Annotated in this window: 25 protein-coding genes; 6 read left to right on the top strand and 19 right to left on the bottom strand. The window is 37.4% G+C overall.

What is annotated here, in order from left to right:
* Positions 1-9 precede the first annotated feature (9 nt).
* From HNQ80_RS17530 to HNQ80_RS17520, 3 genes are all read right to left on the bottom strand, one after another.
* Positions 10-822, bottom strand: coding sequence for an ABC transporter permease (locus HNQ80_RS17530; protein ID WP_184311975.1), 813 nt, complete (start codon positions 820-822; stop codon positions 10-12).
* Positions 823-1344: 522 nt separating this feature from the next.
* Positions 1345-2058, bottom strand: a complete 714-nt coding sequence (locus tag HNQ80_RS17525; RefSeq protein ID WP_184311974.1) for a polysaccharide deacetylase family protein — start codon at positions 2056-2058, stop codon at positions 1345-1347.
* Between the two features lie 178 nt (positions 2059-2236).
* Positions 2237-3028 (bottom strand): ParA family protein, encoded by a 792-nt coding sequence (locus HNQ80_RS17520; RefSeq protein ID WP_184311973.1) that lies wholly within the window; start codon positions 3026-3028, stop codon positions 2237-2239.
* A 270-nt stretch (positions 3029-3298) separates the two neighbouring features.
* Here HNQ80_RS17520 and HNQ80_RS17515 point away from each other — a divergent pair, with 270 nt between their 5' ends.
* Entirely contained in the window at positions 3299-3943 is a 645-nt protein-coding gene (locus tag HNQ80_RS17515) for an oxygen-binding di-iron domain-containing protein (protein ID WP_184311972.1), read from the top strand.
* A gap of 241 nt (positions 3944-4184) precedes the next feature.
* Here HNQ80_RS17515 and HNQ80_RS17510 read toward each other — a convergent pair whose 3' ends face one another.
* The 4 genes from HNQ80_RS17510 to HNQ80_RS17495 form a co-directional block, all read right to left on the bottom strand.
* Positions 4185-4871 carry a response regulator transcription factor gene (locus HNQ80_RS17510; protein ID WP_184311971.1) on the bottom strand — a complete coding sequence of 229 codons (687 nt, stop codon included), beginning with the start codon at positions 4869-4871 and terminating at the stop codon, positions 4185-4187.
* A gap of 19 nt (positions 4872-4890) precedes the next feature.
* Positions 4891-6006 (bottom strand): sensor histidine kinase, encoded by a 1116-nt coding sequence (locus HNQ80_RS17505; protein ID WP_184311970.1) that lies wholly within the window; start codon positions 6004-6006, stop codon positions 4891-4893.
* Between the two features lie 147 nt (positions 6007-6153).
* Entirely contained in the window at positions 6154-6831 is a 678-nt protein-coding gene (locus HNQ80_RS17500) for a hypothetical protein (RefSeq protein ID WP_184311969.1), read from the bottom strand.
* Positions 6832-7082: 251 nt separating this feature from the next.
* On the bottom strand, positions 7083-8048 hold the full coding sequence (locus tag HNQ80_RS17495; RefSeq protein ID WP_184311968.1) for an ABC transporter substrate-binding protein: 966 nt from the start codon (positions 8046-8048) through the stop codon (positions 7083-7085).
* Positions 8049-8230: 182 nt separating this feature from the next.
* Between HNQ80_RS17495 and HNQ80_RS17490 the strand changes: the two genes are divergently transcribed.
* Genes HNQ80_RS17490 through HNQ80_RS17480 form a run of 3 tightly spaced genes read left to right on the top strand, consistent with a single transcriptional unit; the run spans position 8231 to position 11115 of the window.
* Entirely contained in the window at positions 8231-9256 is a 1026-nt protein-coding gene (locus HNQ80_RS17490) for a FecCD family ABC transporter permease (RefSeq protein ID WP_330602932.1), read from the top strand.
* Positions 9253-10320, top strand: coding sequence for a FecCD family ABC transporter permease (locus HNQ80_RS17485; RefSeq protein ID WP_184311966.1), 1068 nt, complete (start codon positions 9253-9255; stop codon positions 10318-10320). Before HNQ80_RS17490 ends, HNQ80_RS17485 begins: the two co-directional genes overlap by 4 nt.
* Complete coding sequence (locus HNQ80_RS17480) at positions 10321-11115, top strand: ABC transporter ATP-binding protein (RefSeq protein WP_184311965.1); 795 nt, start codon at positions 10321-10323, stop codon at positions 11113-11115.
* A gap of 130 nt (positions 11116-11245) precedes the next feature.
* Here the strand turns inward: HNQ80_RS17480 and HNQ80_RS26695 are convergent, their stop codons facing one another.
* The 9 genes from HNQ80_RS26695 to HNQ80_RS17445 all read right to left on the bottom strand — a co-directional run bounded on the left by HNQ80_RS26695 (position 11246) and on the right by HNQ80_RS17445 (position 20201).
* The gene (locus HNQ80_RS26695) at positions 11246-11389 is read right to left on the bottom strand and encodes a putative holin-like toxin (RefSeq protein WP_408626324.1); all 144 of its coding nucleotides are present in this window, start codon (positions 11387-11389) and stop codon (positions 11246-11248) included.
* A gap of 114 nt (positions 11390-11503) precedes the next feature.
* Positions 11504-12238, bottom strand: coding sequence for an HAD family hydrolase (locus tag HNQ80_RS17475; RefSeq protein WP_184311964.1), 735 nt, complete (start codon positions 12236-12238; stop codon positions 11504-11506).
* A gap of 124 nt (positions 12239-12362) precedes the next feature.
* Positions 12363-12686 (bottom strand): selenoprotein, encoded by a 324-nt coding sequence (locus HNQ80_RS26315; protein ID WP_264175379.1) that lies wholly within the window; start codon positions 12684-12686, stop codon positions 12363-12365.
* 66 nt (positions 12687-12752) lie between these two features.
* Entirely contained in the window at positions 12753-14120 is a 1368-nt protein-coding gene (locus HNQ80_RS17470) for a hypothetical protein (protein WP_184311963.1), read from the bottom strand.
* Positions 14121-14302: 182 nt separating this feature from the next.
* Positions 14303-15598, bottom strand: coding sequence for an acetyl-CoA hydrolase/transferase family protein (locus HNQ80_RS17465; protein ID WP_184311962.1), 1296 nt, complete (start codon positions 15596-15598; stop codon positions 14303-14305).
* A 17-nt stretch (positions 15599-15615) separates the two neighbouring features.
* Positions 15616-15894 carry a hypothetical protein gene (locus HNQ80_RS17460; RefSeq protein WP_184311961.1) on the bottom strand — a complete coding sequence of 93 codons (279 nt, stop codon included), beginning with the start codon at positions 15892-15894 and terminating at the stop codon, positions 15616-15618.
* Complete coding sequence (locus HNQ80_RS17455; protein ID WP_184311960.1) at positions 15891-16184, bottom strand: NifU family protein; 294 nt, start codon at positions 16182-16184, stop codon at positions 15891-15893. The genes HNQ80_RS17460 and HNQ80_RS17455 overlap by 4 nt, the downstream gene beginning before the upstream one ends.
* A gap of 80 nt (positions 16185-16264) precedes the next feature.
* Positions 16265-17758: a 4-hydroxyphenylacetate 3-hydroxylase family protein gene (locus tag HNQ80_RS17450; RefSeq protein ID WP_184311959.1), complete on the bottom strand. Its 1494-nt coding sequence runs from the start codon at positions 17756-17758 to the stop codon at positions 16265-16267.
* Between the two features lie 364 nt (positions 17759-18122).
* Positions 18123-20201 (bottom strand): sigma-54-dependent Fis family transcriptional regulator, encoded by a 2079-nt coding sequence (locus tag HNQ80_RS17445; protein ID WP_184311958.1) that lies wholly within the window; start codon positions 20199-20201, stop codon positions 18123-18125.
* Positions 20202-20489: 288 nt separating this feature from the next.
* On the opposite strand from HNQ80_RS17445, the gene HNQ80_RS17440 reads away from it, so the two are divergent.
* A complete protein-coding gene (locus tag HNQ80_RS17440; RefSeq protein ID WP_184311957.1) occupies positions 20490-21074 on the top strand; it encodes a pentapeptide repeat-containing protein in 585 nt (194 codons plus the stop codon).
* A gap of 223 nt (positions 21075-21297) precedes the next feature.
* Here HNQ80_RS17440 and HNQ80_RS17435 read toward each other — a convergent pair whose 3' ends face one another.
* Both HNQ80_RS17435 and HNQ80_RS17430 read right to left on the bottom strand, forming a co-directional pair.
* The gene (locus HNQ80_RS17435; protein ID WP_184311956.1) at positions 21298-21612 is read right to left on the bottom strand and encodes an AzlD domain-containing protein; all 315 of its coding nucleotides are present in this window, start codon (positions 21610-21612) and stop codon (positions 21298-21300) included.
* A complete protein-coding gene (locus HNQ80_RS17430; protein WP_184311955.1) occupies positions 21609-22328 on the bottom strand; it encodes an AzlC family ABC transporter permease in 720 nt (239 codons plus the stop codon). The genes HNQ80_RS17435 and HNQ80_RS17430 overlap by 4 nt, the downstream gene beginning before the upstream one ends.
* A 114-nt stretch (positions 22329-22442) precedes the next feature.
* Here HNQ80_RS17430 and pdxR point away from each other — a divergent pair, with 114 nt between their 5' ends.
* Positions 22443-23951, top strand: coding sequence for a MocR-like pyridoxine biosynthesis transcription factor PdxR (pdxR, locus tag HNQ80_RS17425; RefSeq protein WP_184311954.1), 1509 nt, complete (start codon positions 22443-22445; stop codon positions 23949-23951).
* Positions 23952-24320: 369 nt separating this feature from the next.
* Here pdxR and HNQ80_RS17420 read toward each other — a convergent pair whose 3' ends face one another.
* Complete coding sequence (locus HNQ80_RS17420) at positions 24321-25421, bottom strand: M24 family metallopeptidase (RefSeq protein ID WP_184311953.1); 1101 nt, start codon at positions 25419-25421, stop codon at positions 24321-24323.
* Positions 25422-25520 lie beyond the last annotated feature (99 nt).

Below are 25520 nucleotides of genomic sequence, written 5' to 3'. Positions count from 1 at the left end.
TCTTGCCTCCTATCCATGAATTTTCTCAAGGGCAGTTCCTTCTATCTTTTCCATAAGCTTAAAACCAACAAAACAATAAACAGAACTTAAAATAAACAAATAAACCATCCGATCCATCTGCTCCCCTATGCCCTGGCCTAAAAGCACCGCACTTCTTATCAAGGTGACTGCATCGGTTACAGGAATGATCTTTGATATCCATTGGATGCTCTTGGGCAAATACTGATAGGGAAACGTAATGCCGCATAAAAGGAACAGAAGAGCAAATAGCGTATTTTGAGAGATATATGTATCCCGAAAATGCAGCATGATGCAGGCCAAAATCATTGAGATAGAAAAGAAAGCAAACAAGACCAATACAAAAGAAAAAACAAAAGATAAAGCATTAAAGTTTGAAAATTTCAGCCCAAAAGGAATACTAAACAGTACCATGATCAATACTTCTCCGCTTGTGGTGATTACCTGCTGCAGCATGTTCCCCAGAAAATATTGCACTCTCCTAAAGGGTGCAATCATCACACTCTCCAGGGTTCCCTCCCGTAGTTCTGTAATAAGGCTTCTGCTTACATTCAGACATGTCCTGACCACATATATGTATACCGCTGTTCCAACGATAACGAAGCTCATATAATCTTCTGTTCCCGCATAATCAGCAAAGGAGCTCTTCATATTTCCCTTGAAGAATAAATGATACATGAAGTATGCAGATATGGCAGTATATAGACCTGTTAACAAATTGCCGATAAAGAAATGCTTTGGGTATGCCCTCAGCTGGATAATAAAATTTCTTTTTATGGTGGCTTTCAGTGTCTTTAAATCCATAAAACAACTCCTTTCTAAAATTGAATTAACTAATTAGCTAATCATTTAATGACTGCCCTTAAGGTGTATAGATTATATGTAGGGTGGGAATTCTTGTCAATATTTAATTTGGAAAATCCATGGAGATTAGATGGTTACTTGATGCAAAACTCAACGCTTGTCTCAAAACAAAGAAGTCCATCTTCCTTGAAAGCCAAGGAAGATGAACTTCTTTGTAATATCCAGCATTATAGCATTTATATGTTGTCTCTTTACTGAACAATCTTTATGGATGCATTTTCTGATGAAACCATTAAAATTTTACCTTTCAAAATCTATAATCTTTGTGGTTTCATTTGTGCTTAAATTTTTCTTGTAAATTCTATTTAATTTATCTCTTTCTTCAAGATAGACTGAAGCCATCACATATACATCATCCCCGATCACGGTTGTAGCGTTGCTAGGTCCAAAGTCTCTTTGCTCTCCATCAATCCCTTTTTAAGAATAGAGGAGGGAGATTCGTTGACTAACCTTGCGGTATACTCAGTTAAGCAAATCCGAAACCGTTCCTAGCTGTATATTTTCTTTCTTTATATTCTTGATAATCACCGGTAGTGCCTTTGCCGTCTCAGGCTTAGGATGCATCAGCAAAATCCCTCCTTTATGAGGTTTCTTCAGCACTCTATCTAAAATCACTTGTGCGGTAGATCCCTCTTTCCAGTCTATGGTATCTACACTCCAGAGTATTGTTTTATACCCTAGCTCTTGTGCTACCTCTAGGGTTAACTCATTGAAATCTCCCGAGGGAGGCGCAAAATAATGGGTCTTAATCCCCAAAATGCTTTCTATGACTTCTTCCGTCTTTTTTATTTCCATGCGATTGGTTTCCCGATCAATTTTGCTATGCATCTTATGACTGTAACCATGATTCCCAATTTCGTGTCCATGACTATATATTTCTTTTAATATTTCTGGATTGTTTGAGGCCCAACGCCCTGTTACAAAAAAGGTAATTTTAACGTTTTCTTCTTCCAATGTTTTGAGTATGTCTGGTATCACTTCATTTCCCCAATCTACATTGCAGGTTATGGCAAATTTATTGGATTCTGGATCAACATTCCGTATCGGTTCATTTTCATTGGTATACCATAGTGTACTTTTTGCAAGACTCCTCCAAAGCAAGATCCCTGCACACAGCATCACGATGATGATGAATCCAGTGTATAGACGCCTCTTAGAAATAACCAATATCTTCATTTTCAACCTCCTAAAATGAAATGATTCATTTTTTACTTAACTATCTATATTCATTTCATTCTATAAAAATCTCAATAAGAAGCTATTGTGTTTAAAAACCCCTGCTTCCTTTAAAAATCAAAAGGCAACAGGGGCTTTAAATCTATATCGCTTCTATTTTAAGTATATCTCTATATTCTTATGCTTTCAGATATCCTGCCACAATTTCTGTTACTTTTGAAATCTGATCGGCAGCTTTCGAATCATACTCAAAGGTACTCTTTCCAAGGGAGCCAGCCTCAGTGATTTTCACCTTTCTCTGGATGGGCTCTGTAATAACTACATTGGTATCCTCTTTAAAATATTCATGGATGCGTTCCAGGTTCTTCTTCGCATCAAGCAATCTGCTATCAAACATATTGGGAACAATAAATTTGATTTTTGCACTGGGTAGATCCAGCTCATTTAGATAAGCGTATACATTTCCAATGGCTTCTACGCTTGCAGTTTCTGTTTGGATGGGCACAAGAACATGATCTATATAAGAAAGAATAGCATCATTGATGCTTGTCTGAGATGGTCCACAATCAATCAGGATACAATCATAATTCATCTTTTCTAGATCGACCAACATTTTTCCAAAAACAAGATCAAACCGCCTTGTATCTTTGATATAGCTTTCAATATCTTTCAACCCTCTGTTTGTAAGCAGATCCAGATTTGTCCGTACATTATATGTGATGCAATCTTTTAGTTTGATTTCGTTTGCCACAACTCTGCCTTTTCTTCTTGCATCCTCTTGTTCAAACACGTCGTTAATCGCTTTTGCAGCATCCAGTACCCCTAAAAATCTTGACGAATCTCTTTGAGAGTCCAGGTCTAAAATTAGGATCTTATATCCAAACTTCACAGCCAGCCCTGCCCCTAGATTTGCCGTAAGGGTGCTTTTTCCAACTCCGCCTTTATTATTGTATACACCTAGTCTTTTCATATTCTGGTTCCCCCCTTAATCTCTTTCCGAAATATATCTAGTACAAGTATATTCCAAGGCTGTCTTCATTAATGAATCATTTCCTTTTTCCATATATTTATTTTCTGGCACCTCTCTCCAGATTGCTATATGCAGCGATAGCATATCTCCATTGGAACGATAGCTATATTTATTGTTTTTAACACTCTACTGCTGTAGAATTATTTAGAGCCCACAAAGGAAAACTATGAATGGTGTAATTTTTTCAAATATGAAAGGAGCCGCGTACATATGAAGCAAGTCAAACTCTTTGATGATTTTTATCAATTTAATAGTGGAAGTGATTTCATTCCCATTACCTTTAATCAATATCTGCTTTTAGGCAGCGAACCTCTGCTTGTTCACACGGGTAGCATTGATCAGACAAAGGAGCTTTTACCTAAAATAAAGGATCTTTTAGGCAGCCAGCAATTATCCTATATTTTTGTTTCTCATTTTGAAAGTGATGAGTGCGGCGGATTAGGTTTTCTCTTGGAACATTACCCTCAAGCAAAAACCATATGCTCTGAAATTACTGCCCGTCAATTAAAAGGTTTTGGCATTACCCATGAAATCATCATAAAAAAGCCAAATGAAACCCTAGAAACTGATGATTGTCAGCTGAATTTCATCGCCTATCCATCTGAAATGCACCTATGGGAAGGTCTGCTGGTTATGGAAGAAAAGCGAGGAATATTTTTTAGTGCTGATTTGTTTATTCGCATGGGTAATATTACGGATCCTATAGTTGATTCAAAATGGGCGGAGGAAGTGAAAAGCATTACAGATCAAAATATTCCTTCCTCCAGTGCCCGTGAAGCATTACAATCCACATTGCTAAATCTGCCAGTTAGGTATGTTGCCTTAGGCCATGGACCATTTTTAAAAGTACAATAGTATGAATGCTTAAAGAATTCAAAGACCACCTACATGTTTTTATAGGTGGTCTTTGATTCTCACATAGAATCTGATGTTTTTCACTTTGTGATAGATAAACTTTAATTCTTTTCAATGGAATGTCTTCCTCAGACAAATTTTTTCCTCTCAATAAACAAAAAATAATTCCTCATTATCTTCGAAAACAGGAAGGTTTTATGGTATAGCCCAGCAATATTCTCTGTTTTTGTCCTATTTCTGATTATGCATTAAATCTATATCCTGCTCCCCATATGGTCTCGATATATTCTGGATTTGATGAATCTTTTTCGATTTTTTTTCTTATCTTTTGAATATGAACGGCTACGGTTGCCAAATCCCCATAATATTCTTCTCCCCATATGGTATCAAAAATCTGTTCCTTACTAAATACATTATTGGGATTGGAAGCTAGAAATAGCAAAAGTTCATATTCTTTTGTCGTCAATTGAACTTCTTTTCCGTTTACAAAAACCTTATGGGACGCGGTGTTGATTTCTAGGCCTTTATGGCTTATTGTCTCATTTGTTACCTTTTTTCCCATGAGACGTTCATATCTTTTAATATGGGATTTTACTCTGGCCACCAATTCTGCTGGACTAAAAGGCTTTGTTAAATAGTCATCGGCACCGAACCCTAATCCTCTGATTTTATCAATATCTTCATTCCTGGCAGAGATAACGATAATGGGAATTTCCAGCTTTTTTCGGATCTCCTGAATAATCTCATAACCATTTGTGTTGGGAAGCATCAAATCCACAAGAATGACATCGTAAATACTCGATAATGCCTTCTTTAATCCCTGGGTACCATCATGTACCATATCTACCTTATAGCCATTTAGCTGAAGATAATCTCGCTCCAATTCTGCAATGTTAATATCATCCTCAATAATTAAGATACTTTTCATCTGAAATCCTCCCTTCACCTTATCTAACAACCGGAAGCATTATTGTAAAGCAGCTTCCCTGTCCTTCTATACTGGAAACCATAATTTTCCCTTTATGGCTTTCTACCAGTTCTTTGGCGATTGCCAAGCCAAGACCTGTACTCATAAGATCTTTTGTACGCTCTAGGTCAATTCGATAAAATCTATCAAATATATAAGGAAGCCTATCTTCAGGAATTCCAGGTCCATTATCTTTTATCTGTATTCGTGCGAAGCCATCCTCCATAGACAACTCAACACACACACTCAAGCACTCTTCATTTCCATACTTTACAGCATTGCCAATGATATTTCTTATAGCTTGCTGTATCCTTTTTCCATCCAACTGAACAACATAGTTGGATTCCATTCTATCCATATATTTGAATTCAATTCGCCTTTCCTCTAATTCATACTGAAATTCTTCCATGAGATCATCCATGTAGGAGCGTATCTGAATGTCCTGGTATTGAAAATCCAATTTTTCCATATCCAGTTTAGAAAATAAAAAAAGATCATCAATTAATTTATTTATATAAGTAGCATTATGCTGTATGATTTTCAAGTATTTGCTGTTCTTTTCCGGGGATGTAACAACACCATCGAGAATTGCCTCAATATAACCTTGAATAGATGCAATGGGCGTTTTTAAATCATGAGAAATATTAGCAATTAAATCCTTCCTATTTTTTTCATAGGCAAGCTTCATTTTCTCACTTTGTTTTAGTTTTTCCGCCATCGCATTGAAGGAGTGTATCAATACACCAAATTCATTGGTAATCTCACCATCCACTCTTACGTTATAATTTCCTTTTGCGATTTCATCTACTGCATCTTTCAGCTGGTCCATAGGCTGGAATATTCTTTTCTCCAAACGCCAAAGAAAAGATAACTGTATGATTTCCTTGATACTGATAAATACGGCGAAGAAGATGGCTATTCCTTGGTTGCCTATCCATTTAAGCAATAAATACACAATGGAAAGGTTAAATAAAAAAGCAATGAACCGACCCCATTTAACATATCGGTGATACAAATGAAAGTCCTCATGATAACAACAATATTGCTCATGATCCTCATGAAAATATCTATGAATTTGCTTATGACGCTTGAACATATTAACCACCTGTTCTTCCTGATTATTTCCTCCATTATACCACTTTTTTATACCTAAAAAGAATAGAATATAAGGGTGTTAAAACCCCCTGGCTTCCTAACACCCTTACATTAGAACCTGCTTGTTAAATAGTCGCTATTTCTTTGCTTACCATGTTAAGTTTAGCTCTGCCTCAAGATGGATATCATGAATCTCGCCGGACTCTTTCTTCTGCTTTCCGCGAACAGCAACTTGCACCTTTTCTAGTTCATTGTTTTTATTAATTTGTGCTTGGATATCAATATTTATGTCTTCTGTTAAGCAGCACGCTTCCATGCAGCAGCCATGAGGGCCTTTTTCCTCTTGATTCCCTTTATGTTGCATCTTTTCTTGGATGATATCTTTCAATTCTTCAGGTATCTCATCAATGCTAATGGACAGTATTACACGCTTGTCTTCCTGTTCCTCCACCTTCATATTGTTCAAGGTATTCAGTACAAATGCAATTTTTGAAAGCTTGCCCTTTACGCCGCAGCATTTCCTGTTATGAAGGTGTGGATGTTCATGGATGTGCTTCATAAAGCCAGGATGAGAACCTTCACCTCTACAACAATCCTGCAAGTTAAATTCTGTATTACTCTCATGCTTTACTTTCTTTCCTTCATAGTCTAGCTCTGTACTAATTTTAGACTTCACTTGACCACTTAAAGTATTTTTTTCAAATTCTTTTTCTAGACGAAATACTTTGACTTGATCTTTGCTGGCATCTGCTTTTAAAGTTCCTTTAAAAATTTCTTTTTCCTTTAATGTTTTCACCACATCATACATTAACTTAATTTTGTTCATATCAAATGACCTCCTTTTTTTATTTACAAGGTCATTATAAAAAATGAACTTAAACTGCCCATAAAGCAATTTTAAAAATTCTATAAAGATTGTTTAAGTATTTATAACCGTCAATATCCCTTAAAGAAAGTAAGGATCATCTTAAGAATAGGACTATTGAAAATTCTCCAATAGCTTTTTCTTACACAACCAAAAGAGTCACTGACGACCTTCCAGTGACTCTCTCTCATAATTTCTTATTTGACTTTTTATTAGAATTTATCTGACTTTATAAAGTTTTCAATATCATCAAGCATTAAATTTGCTGCTTTCACACCTCCGGCAGTGTTCCATGAAACGTCATCAACCTTATAAAGCTTGTTATTCTTAACAGCATTTAGGGTTTTGAACATCGGATCTTCTAACCACTCTTTTTCTCTAGCAGTCCCTTCACCGTCTCCCTTTTCATATGTAAAGTAGAACATTACCTGCCCATCTGCTTCTTTCAATCTTTCTTTACCGATTTCGATTGTAAATTCATCACTTCTTTGGTTTTCTGGTCTTGCAAAGCCGATTTGCTTCAGTATGGTACCCGAGAAAGTATCTCCTAGATAAATCCTTGTCTTACCAGGCATAAATCTTACGATAGATACTTCAGTTTTCAACTTGTCTCCTGCTAATGCTGCAATGCTTGCGACACGGTCATCGAATTTTTTAATGATGTCATTTCCTTCTTCTTCTTTGTTTAATACCTTCGCATAAAACGCAAAGTTGGATTTCCATTCTCCCCTTAGGGTATCCGAATACACTGTCGGTGCAATTTGAGAAAGCTGATCATAAATCTTTTCATGTCTCATCTTGTTTCCTATAATTAGATCTGGCTCTAATGCTGCGATTGCTTCTATATTCACTTGACTTTCTTCCCCTAAGTTTTGAACCCCTTCCATATCCTTTTCAATATGCTTATACCAAGGATTTCCTGTCCAAGATTGAACTGCGCCTACCGGCTTCACACCTAACTCAAGCAATGCCTCCGTACCTTCATTCGTCAATATAACGATCCGCTTTGGCTCCCCTGCAATTTCTGTCTGACCCATGGCATGTTCAATGACTCTTACTGGAGCATTTGTATTCGACACCTGCTGGGCATCCTCATTTTTCTTCACGGTTGTGCATGCTGTAAATGCAATTGCTACGACTAAAAGGGTTAACATTGCTAATATTTTTTTTGCTTTCATACGAATCCTCCCATTGTAAGTTTTATTGTTACGTTTCAGATCATATCATAAATGTTTTTTAATTGCAAGTAATTATCATCTAATTATAGCAATCATTATCATTGACACTCTTTCGACAATAGCTTATACTCTGATTGTAATTATATTTTATGAATTTACATGATGAGAGGATGTTTTATTTGGTGAATATCAAGGATCTCAAGCTTTCATTGGAAAGTAATAGAGCAAGATTCATTGTACTACTGATATTTATTACTTTGCTGATGGCTTGTCTTTTAGGAAGTTTGCTATTAGGTTACATAAAAACTTCGTGGATTGATTTAGTAAATGCCTATGGGAGTTATTCCGATCTTACGGAACACATCATCATAAAAACGTCAAGAATGCCAAGAACGCTGACAGCTCTCTTTATAGGTGCTAGCTTAAGCCTATCCGGTGCACTGATGCAAACCCTTACAAAAAATCCTATGGCTTCACCAGGGTTATTAGGCGTGAACTCAGGTGCAGCCTTTTTTATGGTTTTTGCATATAGCTATTTTCCACAGTTTACCCAAGACCACATGATAATCTTTTCCTTCGTCGGCGCAGCCTTGGCAGTTCTATTTGTATATGCTTTAGCCGGCGGCATGAAAGGATCTATTCAGACCTTTGATCTAACCCTTGCAGGAGCAGCAGTTTCCGCCTTTTTCATGTCCTTTACCCAGGTAATACTCTACAAAGATCAAAGAACCATGGAAGAGGTTCTGTTCTGGCTTACGGGTTCCGTGGAAGGAAGGAGTATGGATGTATTATTTCATGTGATTCCCTACATGTTAGGGGCCTGGGTTATATGTTTCTTTATTTCAAAGAAACTAAACATCTTTTCTCTTGGAGAAGAAATGGCAAAAGGATTGGGTTTAAATACGGAATTTTTAAAGATTCAAATGATACTTTTGGTCGTTTTGCTCGCGGGTGCTTCTGTGGCTGTGGCAGGACCTATTGGACTCGTAGGGTTAATCATTCCCCACCTAACCCGTTCCCTCGTCGGATCAGAATTTAAGTGGGCCATCCCTTATAATATCGTACTTGGTTCTATATTCTTATTACTGGCAGATATTGGTTCTCGTTTTATCATATATCCCAAAGAAATTCCCGTGGGAGCAGTAACGGCTATCATTGGGGCACCATTTTTCATCTATATTGCTAGAAAGGAGGAAAATAGATCATGAAGAATTTTTTAATCGCTCGAAAAGGAAGATTTTCCGTTATATATGAAAAAAGAAGTGTTTTCATCATACTTAGTGCTGCTATAATCTGTATTTTATCCATACTCTTCAGTCTAAGCATGGGACAAAAGCATATATCGATGTTTAAGATTGTTCAGATCATTTTTGGCGGAAATAATACGGGCGATTCCTTGATTATCCATACTATACGGTTGCCGAGAACATTAGTAGCCTTTTTTGTAGGTACTTCACTAGGGCTTTCGGGAGCAATTCTTCAAGGCGTTGTAAAGAACCCGCTGGCTGCACCAAATATCATTGGTATAACCGACAGCGGTTCTGTAGGCGCCTTAATATTCCTGACCTTATTTACGGATCCTAAAAATAATGCCTTAACCACTAGCATATTTTACATGCCTGTGTTTGCTTTTGTAGGAGCCTTTTCAGCAGTATTATTCGTTTATTTGCTTGCATTTAAAAAAGGTGTTACTCCCTATCGGCTCATCATGATCGGCATTGCCGTCGCTGGTGCAGCAAAAGCGGTCACCTCCATACTCATCATCAATGGTCCGGTCGTATTTATCAAGGAAGCCCAGCTTTGGATCACAGGAACTGTATATGGCACAAACTGGTCTCACGTTAAGCTTCTATCCTCTTGGTTTTTTGTTCTCTTTATTATAACGATTATTTATACAAGAGAATTGAACATACAAAATTTAGATGATGGCATATCCATAGGCTTAGGCAGCTCCGTTGAAAAAAACCGCTTTATTTTAATGGTTCTAAGTGCTGCCCTAGCCAGTGGTGCAGTAGCTGTCGGCGGAGGAGTCAGCTTTGTTGGTCTCATTGCGCCTCATATATGTAGAAAGCTCACAAACTCATCTTTTGAAAATATATTACCACTATCCACCTTGGTAGGTGGTATCATCGTAGTTTTATCGGACGTCGCTGCACGAACCCTGTTCTTCCCACTGGATTTACCTGTAGGAATATTTACCGCAGGAATCGGTGCACCATTCTTTATCTATTTATTGGTTAAAAACCAACAAGCTCTTAAAAGGGGGATCTAAATGAGTTTATCATCAAAGGATTTAACGTTAGGCTACGGCGACTATATTGTATTGAAAGATATCAATGTAACCATTCCAAAGAATAAGATTACCATCTTGGTTGGAAGTAATGGTTGTGGCAAGTCTACGCTGTTAAAGACTATGGCTAGGCTTTTAAAACCTATGTCAGGGAAAGTGTTCTTAGGAAATGTCAACATATTTGAAAAGTCCTCGAAGGAAATAGCCAAGGAGCTCGCTATCCTTACACAATCACCTACAGCTCCTTCTGATTTGACTGTATTTAACCTGATAAAACAGGGGCGATATCCTTATCAAAGCTGGTTTAGTCAATGGAGTAAGGAAGACGAAAAAATTGTAAATTATGCTTTGGAAAAAACAGGATTAACCCATATCCAACATAAGAAGATTTCAGATTTATCTGGTGGACAAAAGCAAAGAGTCTGGATCGCCATGACCTTGGCTCAACAGACAGACACCATCCTGCTTGACGAACCTACAAATCATCTGGATATCAAATATAAGATCGAAGTACTCGACTTGTTAAGAAGCTTGAATCAGTACGAGCAAAGAACCATCGTCATTGTACTTCATGATATCAATTTAGCTTGCAGATATGCAGATCATATCATCGCAATAAAAGACGGTAAAGTCTATGGAGAGGGTGAACCTAAAGAAATCATCACAGAAGGGCTAATAAAAGACGTTTTTGGCATAAATTCTAAGATTATTGAATGTCCTCTGTTCAAAACCCCTATGTGTATCACTTACCAAAACCTGGATATGATTAGCTGTTAATTTACAACGATTGATGTTTATTTCTTCATTTTTATGCTATAATATAAAAAAGGCAATCGGCACCGCATAGTGCGGTTGCCAGCATACGTGTTTAAGATCATATAATCACGCTGCGGGCGAGGCAGGGTGATTATTTTTTTTGGTTGTTATTCCTATCTAAATAGGAGATAAGCGATACTAGGAACGCAGAAAACATTATCATTAACGATATTGCTTCATATACGCTTATACCACACCACCTCCCTTCTTCAATAAAGTGAAGTGGCAACCACACCCTGCTTTATCCGATTACCTTGTACATATACTATCATATAAGCAGAAGGATCTTCAATATATAGAAAATAAGTAAATAATTACCTGATTAGAATATATGGTTTATACGTCTTCTCTATCTCCAGGTCTCTATATGTTTATATATTTCAGATATACATGATATTTCAATATCGGCCATAACTTCCTTATTTATATTTCTACTTTCGCGATTAAGCCATATCGTTTTCATGCCTAAGTCTATAGCTGGTTTAATGTCACTCTCCAAGCTATCCCCTACCATTATTGCTTCCTGAGGGGTAATTTTCATTGCATCAATAGCCCTTGTAAAAATTTCTTTGTTTGGCTTTCCTATTCTTAACGAATAACTAAAAGTAAAACTATCAATCAAATCATAGATTTTTGCTTTTTTAAAACACGCTTTCATGACTTCATCATAATAACAAGTATTCGATATAATTCCTATTTTGTAACCCTTATGTTTTATCATCTTTAAAACATCATATATATCATTTTCAAAATATACTTGCTCTCTATATTCTGTATAGAATAAATGAATGGCTTCTATACACTGTTTTAAATCCAGGCTTACTTGGTATTTTTGTAGAAAATTATTTAGAAAATCTTCGATTGGATACTCTATATGGGTTATTTTTCTATCTCTGATTCCGTTCATCCAGCTTGTGTAAAAACCTTGCTTCACTTCGTCAAATTTAATATTCTCATTAAATTTATTTAGATACTCCGTTAAATATATTAAACCTTGCATATCTTTTTCTTCATCTGATTCTCCATAATGAAAATGTAATAACGTATTTCCCATATCAAAGAATACTACCTTAACTCCATCCATTAATCCACCTCCATACAATCTATATTTCTCTAACTTCCAAATTTATCCTTCTAACAATCAATACTCTTTTAAAACAGATAAAATGGAGCTATCATAGGTTAGCTCCATTTTATCTGTTTTAATCCTAGCTTAATAAACAATCTACGCCAGTAACCTCCAATTTACGAAAAAACCATAGTTTCTCTAAATAAATCGTGATGTTTTCTCCTTCTTTCGCTTTTATCTTTGGTGATAAATAAACATCAATTCCATCTGTTTGAAATTTTAAATAACCCGTTAATTCGATTTCTTTATAAAACCCCATTCTCACGGAGGGGGAAAAGTACGACTTTATTTTTCCATAGCCTCATCCCGGATTCGTCTCCTGTGGGATCATATCAACAATCAACGAAGAAGCTTTATTCTTTTGAATATATCTTTTTATCTCCTCTGTTAAGATAATTTTCATAATACAGCTCCTTTTTTCATTAAAATCAGAATGTGAAGATACCCATCAGGATATCTTCACATTACGCTATGCTGCCTGCTTCTCTTGATCAAAGATATATGTATCAAATTCTCCTTTATTACCCAAATTGATTAACAGACAAAGAACGATACCTGTAGCAAGCCCCCAAGTAGCTCCTCTCGTAGCCAGAACAGCACCCATAACTCCTGCAATTCCTAAGTCGTTGAACGTACGCGCTTTCATCACACCAACTCTAACAGATACATACCCCTGTATCAACATGGTGGAGGCAAGGGCAATCCCCAATATCGGCTTTACAAGCGTAACGATAGGTAAAATCAGATATCCAGTTAGTGTTCCGAAACGGAAAGAACCAGCACCTCCATTGATAGAATCCATAGCCTCATGGCCATGCTTATACCTCTCACAGACAACAACCTGCATTGCCGCCCATAGAGGTCCACACATTGTAATGTCTGGTCCAAATATTGACATAATTAGGTTCCTCAATCCAAATACCAGGTGAGATCGATTAGGATTATAGTCTATTAGTTCATCTGGTCTGAATTTCCCAGCATCCTCAAGTAAAGCTTGAGATTGAATCATATCTCCAAACAGCACAATGTATGCCGAGAAAACCGTAGGCAATCCTTTAACAAACATCGATACTGGCGGAAACCCTACGCCGAAAAATGTCCATTCTCTAAAAAGTGTAGTGAATGCAGGCTTTGTAATTCCCCATTCAATTTGTGGCCATGGTACTTCCCCTGCTAAAGGACCTACAACAATCGCTAATGCGATTACTGGCAAAATACCCAAGTTAGAGATAATTTGCAGTAGTCTATTTTTATTTCTTATTCTCTTGAAATGATTCGAAAATAAGAGATAAAAGCCTAGTCCGATACAAATGGTAATGGACAATGGAAAAGTATCAAATCTCGCACCCTTATTAAAAATAACCATAACGGCGGCAAAACCAGCGCCTAAAATAATACCTGATTGCATTGCATTTGGTACGATAGATACAATTTTTTTGCCAAGCCCTGTAACCCCAAGAATAATCGCCAATATACCTAATGTCATCTCAAAAGAAATCAATGCCTGCAGCCTTTCAGGTCCCATTTCAAACTGGCTTACATGCAGCATTAATAATGGGATGGCAGGTGTCACCCATCCTGGGATAACCGGATCCCCCAAGAAAATATGGGCACAATATAACAAGCCATTTAATACGACTACTGCGATCGCAACTTCAAAAGGCATTCCCAAATACTCCTGCAGCATTGGAATTGCTCCGAGACAGACAGCACACATCAACAATCCTTGGAAATAATCTGCCCATTCAAAACGATAATGAATAAATGGTATCCTAATCTTAAAAGGACCCGCAGGAATATAAGGTTGTTCCTTACCATACTCTCTTTTTAACGTCATGATTTTTCTCCTCCTTTATCTGGATAGATTTATCATTAAGTGCCACTTTTCACAAGCATTCTCGGAATCGGCATAAGAGGTATTCTAAATAGAACGGATAAGACCTAGCTGTAATCAGTAAAGGTTCTTCCAAAGAGCTTCCATATAGTAACACAGAATGTTTGCATGAAAAGAGTCTATATTTACCTTTTAAATCTTCTTTCCCATTCTTCCGTCAATGATTCTCTATAGTCAGGATGAGCAATATTGATTAAAGCCTTCCCCCGTTCCCGCAGCGTTTTGCCCCTCAACTCTGCGATCCCATATTCTGTAACAACATAATGAACATCATTTCTTGAAGTCGTAACCGCTGAGCCTTCATCCAATAAGGCTACAATTCTCGATACTTTTCCACCGGAAGCCGTTGATGGCATTGCAATAATTGATTTGCCATTCTCCGCCATGCTCGCACCTCTTACATAGTCCACCTGTCCACCAACACCGCTGAATTGAGTTAATCCAATGCTCTCTGAAACCACCTGCCCCATTAAATCCACTTGTATGCAGGAATTAATAGAGACCATTTTATGGTTTTTCATAATAACGGCAGGATTATTTACATAGTCAACAGGATAAAGCTCCACAGCTGGATTGTTATCCACAAAATTATAAAGCTTTTTCGTGCCCATCAAAAATGTAGCGATCATCTTGCCTTTATGGATGCTCTTCTTTTTATTTGTAATCACACCTGCTTTTACTAGTTCCACAACCCCATCAGAAAACATTTCGGAATGAATTCCAAGATCTTTTTTATCCTTAAGAAACATAAGCACTGCATCTGGTATGGCACCAATACCTAATTGCAGCGTGGCACCATCTTCAATAAGAGTTGCACAATTTTCTCCGATGGCTCTCTCAACATCACCAAGTGCTGGTGGTTGTAGCTCTATGATGGAACGGGAGGTATTCACAAAATAATCTACTTCCGATACATGAATAAAGGAATCTCCCATCGTTCTCGGCATTTGCTCATTCACTTCTGCAATGATAAGCTTTGCCGCCTCAGCCCCAGGTTTTGTATAATCAACAGATAATCCAAAACTACAATAGCCATGTTCATCGGGAGAGCTCAGCTGAATCAGCGCAACATCCACCGGCATATAACCCTGCCTAAATAATCTGGGAATCTCATAAAAGAAACAAGGTGTATAATCCCCTCTCCCTTCTCTGATAGCCTTTCTTGTTGCTCCGCCCACAAACAATGCATTATGTATGAAGTGTGATTCCATCTCCGATTTCGTATATTCCCCCTTGCCCATGGGGACCATATGGACAATTTCTACATTTTGATATTGTTCTTTATTTTTTATCATGGCTTGAATTATTTCACTAGGCTCTGACACTGCGTGTCCGATCACGACTCTATCACCAGATTTAATCTTCTCTGCAGCTTCTACAGCAGAAATTTGTTTATTTTTATAGACAGCCTGCCAATCCATCAAGTATCATCCTTTCTTTACGATATGGCATTTTTCACTGCATTCAATTGCTGCACAATTTCTCCATAATCTTGCTGACTTCTTATATATGCTTTACCATGCCTGCTTTTTAATCGGCCATGTTCTGCACAGCATTGGGTACACCCACCCACAATCAATAGGAAATCATAGATGCATTCTTCTTCCGCCTTTTCAAAACCAACGTCTTCCTCCATATTATTTTTTAGTCTGCCTATAAACTGTAATCTATCAAAACGTGGGTTGCAGCCACCGCAGTATTTGATTCCAATCTTCAAACATCCTTCCTCCTACTTCTATCTAATAAAATCAGCTTTGCTATTTCCAATAATTCAGGACTTATTTCTTCAATCAATAACACTTCTTGCACCTCAGGAATATCAGTTCTAATCGTATCTTCTACTACTGTCTGTAATGTATATTTCATAGAAGGACATCTGCTGCATGCTCCCAAAAGCTTTACTTTCACAATTCCATCTTTCACTTCTAGTAATTCGATATCCCCTTGATGATTGTTTAATTGAGGTTTAATCTTCTTTTCGATGATCTCATTAACTGCATCTAACATATTATCCCTCCATCTTTTTAAAGGAGAGGCATGGCATCTGCCTCCCCATGTACATCACAGTTCCCAGTAGACTTTCCTTTCTATTTCTCCGATGCTGCTGCTTCTCTTTGTGCAATAGACTGTTCATCAATTCTTGCAATCTTTTTTGCCAGCTCCTTCTTATGTTCTAGGTTTCCTTGTCTGGCTATCATGATTCTTTGTGCCTGAGGTGAACCTGCCCCATGCATGGATTCTGTTCGATAACCCACAGCTGCGGTTCCCAATGTAAGGTTTTCAATTAATCTTAAAACTCTCATCCTATGCTCTGTAGGCACAGAACTTACCCCTTTTAAATATTTTTCTACGTATGGCCCTATTTGAGGATTTTTTAAATCCTTTTCAGAAGGCATTGTTACCATTAACCCTCCAGCGATATCTTCAGCCAGCCTTGCAATCTCATAAGGGTAACGTGTTACGTTTTGCTTACAAATATTGGCTAATAACATGTCTATCTGATAATTTCCTGCTTCTGTGGCATATCCCTCCAAAGAACAAGCGATTCCACAGCAGTATAATGTTTCATTCAAATGGGTCATTTCAATCAGCTTATCCTTCACATGGGAAGCTTTTGCAGCACCGTTAAAATCAGCTGCAAGGGCAGTGGCACCTATTAATACATCCCCTACACCAACCTTACATCCTCCATAGCTTTGGCGATGATAACCTGCGAATCTTTCCACCAGCATACCGGAAAAGTCTGTTTCTCCATCCATGAATATCCGATCATTTGGTACAAATACATTATCAAAAACGACCAAGGCTTCATGTCCACCGAAGTTTTTATTTCCTACGTCAATGTCAGCATCTTCTTCCAGCTTTCTAGAATCACATGATTGACGTCCGTAGATCATGAAAAGCCCTTCTGCGTCAGTGGGTACTGCAAAGCATATAGCAAAATCCTTGTCTTCAGGCCTCATGGCTATGGTTGGCATTACCAAGTGTTCATGGGAATTTACACATCCTGTCTGATGGGCTTTTGCACCTCTTACCACAATACCATCAGGTCTTCTTTCAACAACATGAACAAATAAATCAGGATCCGCCTGCTTGCTAGGAGCCAGTCCTCTATCTCCTTTAGGATCTGTCATCGCACCATCTACAGTGAGATCATTCTCTTGTACATATTTCATATACTTTATAAATTTTTCATGGTAACTGGTGCCATGGGCCTTATCCACTTCATAGGTAGTACTATAGACTGCATTGAAAGCATCCATGCCTACACATCGCTGAAAACACGATGCCGTTTTTTGTCCCAAAAGCCTTTGCATCTTTACTTTTTTTCTCAAATCATCTGTGCTTTGATGCAGATGACAGAAGCGATTAATTTTTTCGCCGGTTAGATTTGAGGTAGCTGTCATTAAATCCTCATATTCAGGTTGATGAGCCAGCTCGTAAGTCATTGCAACAGAGTTTAATGAAGGCCTGATAATAGGGTGATCTACAGGATTTTCAACTAGTTCTCCAAATAGATACACTTTTACATCCAGTTTACGCATGCTTTCTATATACTGCTCACCTGTCATTAATGCCATAAAATCCATCTCCTTTATTTTTATATGATTAATTTTCATCAAAGCCTTATAGCTTTGTATTCGGTATGGTAAATACGCAAAGTTTGTGCCACTTTGTTTAATTAATAACAAAAAATTTTTTTATCCATCGTGCCCAGCGATACCCTTTTCCCAGACTTAATTTGCACCATCAGGTTCTTTCTTCATTAATGCTCTTTGATAACATAAAAACAGAAGAAGCGTTGCAGAAATGCAACACATCTTCTGTTTTTATACCGTTTTATCGGAAATTTTCATAGAATTTTCTGAATTTATCAAATGTGACTTATCTTTTTTCCGTCCGTTGTCCAGTTGCAACGGTGTTGCATTTTTGCAGCAGATCTTTTCAATCATATTTTTGCCGTTTTCTCACAAAGGTAGAGGGGTCTATCCCTAATGCTTTGGCAGCACGGCGTACGCTTTTATACTTTTGAAAAGCGCTATCTATTAGCTGCTTCTCAATATTTTCAATAGCACTTTTCAGCGGTATAATTTCTGAGCCTGATACGATGATATTTTCCCCATCGTTACACATGACGGTTTTTGGCAAATCACTGGAAGCAATAACACTATTGTCGCTCATAACAATTGCACGCTCAACAATGTTCTTCAACTCTCTGACGTTACCAGGCCAGTTATATTCACATAGACAGTCCACTGCATCCCGTGAAAAAGATTTGTCCCACCCATATTTTTCATTAAGAGTAGATAAAAAATGTTGTATAAGGGGAAAAACATCCATCCCTCGTTCTCTTAAAGGCAATATATTTAAAGGTACAACATTCAACCGATAGTATAGATCCTGCCGAAAAGCTTTGGCATCTACCATTTCTTTAAGATCACGATTTGTTGCCGCTAATATTCGCACATCGATTTTCAGGGGTTTTGTGCTGCCCACTCTGGTAATCTCTTGCTCCTGTAGGGTGCGAAGCAGTCTTACCTGCATTTCCATTGGTAATTCTCCAATTTCATCCAAGAATAGGGTACCTCCATCAGCTACTTCAAACAATCCCATCTTTCCTTCTCTATTTGCCCCTGTAAATGCACCTTTTTCATAACCGAACAATTCCGATTCCATCAAGCTCTTCGGTATCGCACCACAGTTCACTTTTACGAACGCTTTATCCTTTCTTTTGCTGTTTTTATGGATAAATTTTGCAACTTCCTCTTTCCCTACACCCGTCTCTCCTAAAATCAAAACCGTAGTATCTACCTTCGCTACTCTTTTTGCCAGCCTTAGGGTATTAATCATTTTTTCATCTTTTGCAATGATGTCTTGATCTCCTATGATTTGTAACCGCATTTCTTCAATTTCTGTAAAATATTTTTGTGTAAGCTCTTGATTCTCTTTCAGTTGTTCCTGAAGCTTCACTAGTGATGTAACATCGCGAACATTGGTTACAACCATTGTTATTTCACTACGGTCGTCGAAAATAGGTGTACCCGTTACAAGTACCCTTCTCCCTGTTTTAAACTCTTGTTCAATGGTCGTGGTTTTTCTTTCTTTCAACACAATGAGGGTTGCAGATTTTGAAACATATCCTTCCCTTTCCAGTTCAACCATGTTTCTTCCCAGCATTTCTTCTCTCTTCAATCCTGTAATACTCTCATAGGATTTATTGATTCTTAGGGTGTTTGCCTGTCCGTCCGTTATATATATTCCATCATATGAACACTCAATCACTGCATCTAACTTTTTAGACAGTCTTTGGACAGTATCCAGTTCATCAATGATGCTTTGGTATTCAGAGCTGTCTCGAAATATCAATACCCCACCTTGGATCTTCCCCTCTTTATACAAAGGAACCTTGTCACAAATTAACGTCTTGTCTTTAAATTTTAACTTTTCGTTCTTTTTCTCTGCCCCGGTCTGAATGATCTCATCAAGCATTAGATTCGGTACAACAACATTTGCTGGAAATCCTACAACTGTATGTTGCTCCAAATCAAGAATTCTTAGGGCAGAAGGATTCATCCTCACGATAACACCTTGCTCATCAACGATGATTACACCATTATTGGTACTTTTCAGAATACTATTTAAAAGTCCTATCTCCTGCTGAGATTTCTCAATCAGCCTATCTCTTACATCCGTCCGTGTCAGCATTCCCACAAGACACATTTTATCATCTACTACCGGTAATATTTCCATTTCGAGATCACAAACGTCTTTCACGCTTGTATCTTGGTGAATGGTTTTTATCCTTCTTTTCGGAAGCTCTTCTAAAATAGTATAGGGTCCTACTCCATTTTGAAAAGCCTTTACAAGATCGGTTTTTGTAATGATTCCCATAACCTTCGCTTTTCCATCTACAATGGCTGCACCATCAACCTGGTAGCTTATCAATAATTTTGCTGCATCTCCTAGAGAGTCATTCATAGCTAATCGAATAGGATTTGGCGTCATCAATTCTCTTACTTTCATTTCTATGCCTCCCAGCGAAACAGCTTCCTTTGAAGCTTGTCCTCTCTATCATTACTTAGATTATAACCCTTTTATTCTTCCAATTCTATCATAAACGAGATTACTGTATAATTTGCTTACATAGTTGGGTCCATCACCGGTTTTAACAGAGTTCGTTTTACACATTTGACTATAAAGGAAATTTACGACTTTATGTGGAATATTTTAATGTAATAGGTTGTATTTGATAGAAAAGATATTTCAAAGAACATGACCTTAATGATATTGAAAACAAAAAGGAGAATAGAAATGATAGATGTGTTATACGAAAGTGAATATGAAGATATATCTTTTACACATATAAAGGCAATCAGCCAAGACCTGACCAATAAGACATTTACCAATTGCCAATTTACAAACTGTGATTTCTCTCAGTCAGATTTTTCTTCAACAACCTTTGAAGATTGCCTATTTAAAGAGTGTAATTTAAGCTTGTCACAATTTAATAACTCAAAGTTAAGAACTGTTCAATTTGAAAACTGTAAACTATTAGGGATCACTTTTAGCAAAATTGATGCTTTTATTATTGCCATGAACTTTAAAGATTGTTTACTTCAAAACTGTAACTTTTCAGATCTCTCCTTAAAGAAAGGACTATTTCAACGATGTAAGATATTAGAAAGCGATTTCGTCAATACAGACTTATCCGAAAGCGATTTTACCTATTCAATACTAACTGGAACCAAATTTATTAATTCGAATTTATCAAAGGCAAATTTTTCTTTTGCTAAAGATTATGAAATAAACCCATTGGAAAATAAGACAATCAAGACCATCGTTACATTGCCGGATGCAGTATCACTCTTAAAACATTTTGGCTTTGCTATAAAGTAGACGTAAAGCGATCAATAATTCTAGTTTGATCATATAAATCCCCTATGGAACTCAGCTATTTCCCATAAGATCAGTATATGTCACTTAATAATACGAAAAGAAATGCGACATTTTCAAACCGTTCCCCGTCGCAAAATGGTACTCTATTTACTATTTTGGATATAGTAGCTTACATTTCTATTTTCAATGACTCAGACAGTTGGAGTATATAGTTTTTACAGGATCAATTATTCACCCATATCATCATAGCCATTCCAATAATTATGGTAATTAGCATGTTTTTAGTTTTATACGCAGTAAATGCAGCAATAATTCCTGCCAAAAGATAACTATTGTTCAATGATATATCCAGATAACCCTTGGGTAGAAAAATAGCTGGCGTTATCAAAGCCGTCAAAAATGCTGTCGGTACATGTTTCAACCACTTCTCCAGCCAAGCTGGTATTCCAGTGCTAGTAAAAATAATCTGTGAGCCAATACGTGTGATGAAGGTTACGAAAGCCATGCCTATTATAATAAAAATTAGTTTAAAATTCATTTTTTTCCTCCCCCTTCAGTTAACCCTCCAACAATACTTGCAGCAACGGCAGCTAGAATAATATACCACTTACCAGGCAGATATAAAGCTCCAAAAACGGCCGTTAGAGCAGCAACTAAGGCTACAATCAGCGCAGTTCGGTTAATCAATCGAGGTATTAGCAAAACCAGAAACGTTAATGGTATGATAAAGTCAAGTCCCCATTCCAATGGATTAGGTATATTATGATAAAGAAAAGCTCCTAAAAAGGTAGACAAAACCCATATGATATATAAAAAATAGCTTGCTCCCAGTTGGTAATATGGATCATAACCCTTTTTCTCAATTCGATTAATCGTCAATGCATAGCTTTCATCTGTCATGCTGAAGGCTAAAAGGTACTGTAGAAATTTGGGTTGCTTAAAAAGATACGGTGATAAGGATGCACCCATTAACAAGTGACGCAGGTTAATTAAGCCAGTGGTAAAGACAATTACTCCCCAATTGATCATGCCGGAATTAATCATAGCAATAGCCATAAACTGGGCTGCTCCTGCAAAGACTATCATAGACATAAAGATTATCTCAAAAGCTGAAAAACCTGCAGTTCTACCCATTATTCCACAGGTCAATCCGAAAGGAACAATTCCTGCGGTGATGGGTAAACAATCTTTTAATACTTCCTTCCAGATAATTCTATTCCAATTTGACAATGTGTAAGGTGTATTTTTATCCATTAGAGATTTCAACTCCTTTCATTGTTTATTATAATTTAGAAGGAAATACCGAATAAATATCCAATTATACTATCATTAAGTCAAATTGGATACCAAAGGAGCGAAAATAAGAAAATGGATATATCCAAATTGATCGCGAATACAAATTTGGACATTACCTCATCATATTACTTACAGATTGCTACCCTTATAAAAGCGAAGATTGTTGATGGTTCCCTGACAGTAGGTGAAAAGCTTCCTGCCGAAAGGGAACTGGCTTCATTGTTCAAGGTTAGTCGAACTACAGCAATCAATGCCTATCGTCATCTAGAAAAGGATGGTTATGTAAACATAAAAAATGGCAGTGGTACATATGTCAGCGATCGGTATACATTAGAAAATAGAACCAACCATGAAATACCCTGGCCTCAATTGTTAAAACCCTACATCCAGTCCTCCATGACTTCACTTATGAGCGAGCTTATGGTTAGCAATGTGCTGGCGGATAAAATTTCTCTAGATGCCGGTATGCCGGATCCTAATTATTATCCTATCGATATATTTTCTAAACTTCACAAGGATTACTTAAAAGCCTTGGACCCTAGAGATTTTGGACATATACCAATTCATGGATATGAACCCTTGAGACATACGATTACGCAACTGTTAGGTTCAGAAGGTATCAAATGCCACTCTGATGAAGTTATTATTCTATCAGGGTCTCAACAGGGTTTATATCTTACTGCAAGAGCACTGATTGAACCAGGTGATTATGTGATTATCCAGACCCCTACTTATCTAGGCGCTATCCAAGTTTTTCAAGCATTGGGTGCAAGAATATTATGCCTGCCTCAAAGGGAGGATTTCCCCCTTGAAATATTGGAAGATTATTTAGCCCGCTATAGGCCAAAATTGTTGTACTGCATTCCTACCTTCCGAAACCCTAACGGTGCTGTCATAACTACCGGAGAGAGAAAGAGGCTTATCCAACTTGCAGCACGTTATAGGCTGGCTATTTTAGAAGACGACCCTTACAGCAACTTCTACTATGAAGACGTCCCCCCAACAAGTTTGAAATCTTTAGACAACTATGGTGGAGTTATATACTTAAGTACTTTTTCAAAAACCCTGATGCCAGGATTAAGGCTAGGATACATGGCTGCCCATCCATCATTGATTAATAGAATCATTTTAGAGAAACAATATATTGATTTACACAGTAACAATATTTCACAATGGTTGCTTGACTTGTTTATTAAGAATGGATATCTTGAAAAACATCTGATAAAGATGCGAGGAATCTATAGGAATCGGAGAAATGTTATGGCTGATGCCCTTAACTCGGGGCTAAAATCAAAGCTTTCCTTCCATGCTCCTCAAGGAGGATTTTATATATGGTGTAGAATCAACGAAAATATTTCATCAAAAAAACTGTTACAAGAAGCTTTAAAAATGGGAGTATCCTTTGTTCCTGGAGAAGCATTTTATGCGACGACAGGGGAAGACAAGGAATTTCGTCTCTGCTTTTCTCAGCATGATGAAAAGGTAATATTGGAAGGGATAAGCAGATTAGAAAAGGCAATAGGAAAGTTAAAAAAAGATCCTTTTTCTACTTCTAAAAAGGAAATACGACCAATTATCTAAAAAATTAAGAAATCTCCTAAATGTCCCAATATCGAAATCAGACCAACTTGAAATAAGTCTGTATTATAGCTTTAATTGACTAAGCTACAGAGGTGAGAAAGGTCTGAAGCTAAGTGCAGCAAAAATCCCAATACCATCAAAGTATTGGGATTTCTCATTTGTTTATGGCGCACCTGAGAGGATTCGATCCTCCGACACACGGTTTAGGAAATTTTTTATCCAAGAAACATTTATCAGTATATATCACTTAATAATACTAAAAGAAATATATCCTTTATTGTCGTTTAATTTTGAATCTTAAAATAAGCTCTTCATTCTATTTTCATCATGGAGGATTTTGCATTTTCTATGTAGAGGGAACGCAAGGACTTATTTGATGACAATGATCTCCTTGGAAGCTTTGTTGAGCACTTCTGCACCATTTTCTCCCATATAGACAATATCCTCAATTCTTATGCCGAATTTCCCGGGCAAATAAATGCCTGGCTCTATGCTAAAAGCCATCCCTTTTTCAAGGCTTCTCCCGTTTCCTTCCTTTATGTCCGGCGCCTCATGGACACCATATCCGATACCATGACCCAGGCGGTTCAAAAAATTTTCTCCGTACCCAGCCTTTTCAATGATTTCCCGTGCTGCTTGATCCACCTTCTCCGCCGGCACCCCTCGCTTTGCAGCCTTTTCTCCAGCCTCATTGGATTGATAGATAATATCATAGATCTTTTTCTCCTCCTCTGATATGCCTCCTATAAAAACAGTCCTTGAAAGATCTGAACAAAACCCCCTGTATTTGCACCCAAAATCAAGGATGATAATATCCTTCTCCTCGATATATCTTGTATCTCTGTTATAGTGAGGCTTAGAGCTGTTGGGGCCAGAAGCCACGATGGGTTCAAAGGAAAGGCCATCGGCACCCATCTTCATAAATAATTCTTCGATTCTTACCTTTATATCTTTTTCCTGCATCCCTGGTCTTATGAAATGGACCAACTCTTCAAAAACCTTATCTGCCAGCTTTGCCGCTTCTCTGAGTCGGTCTCCTTCTTCCTCTGTTTTGATGATCCTTAACTCCTCCAATATTCCTTTTCCATTTTTAAAGATGACAGACATCCGCTCATGGATATCCAGCATACTGATGGCCCGGGCAGCCCCATTTACCCCTATGGTCTTATGGATAAGATCATGGTCTTCAAAAGCCTTTTGAACAGCCCTTAGAAACCCTTCTCCATCCCTCCAAGCATAGATCTTTCCATGATTTTTAAGGATGTCCTGAATCTCCTCTTCGTTGAGCTTGGGTACTATATAAAAAAGATTCTTTTCCTTTGTCACAAACAGTCCTTGGAAGCGTTCATCCATATGGGGAGAAAAACCCATTAAAAACTCCAATTCTTCAGAAGGTGCGATATATACAGCGTCCATTTTTTCCATCTCCATGATGCCTGCCAGCTTGACAATATATTTTTCATTTAACATTTTGATTCCTCCTCTTAGCATGACAAAAGATTGCCTCATCCGCGACAATCTTTTGCTTTTCAAGTTTTGCTCTCCTTCTTTATCAATCCTTCAAAAATA

Source organism: Anaerosolibacter carboniphilus (genome assembly GCF_014205875.1).
In the GTDB taxonomy this organism is placed as follows: domain Bacteria; phylum Bacillota; class Clostridia; order Peptostreptococcales; family Thermotaleaceae; genus Anaerosolibacter; species Anaerosolibacter carboniphilus.
Note: the sequence above shows the minus strand (reverse complement) of the source record. Positions and strands in the feature narration are given on the sequence as shown.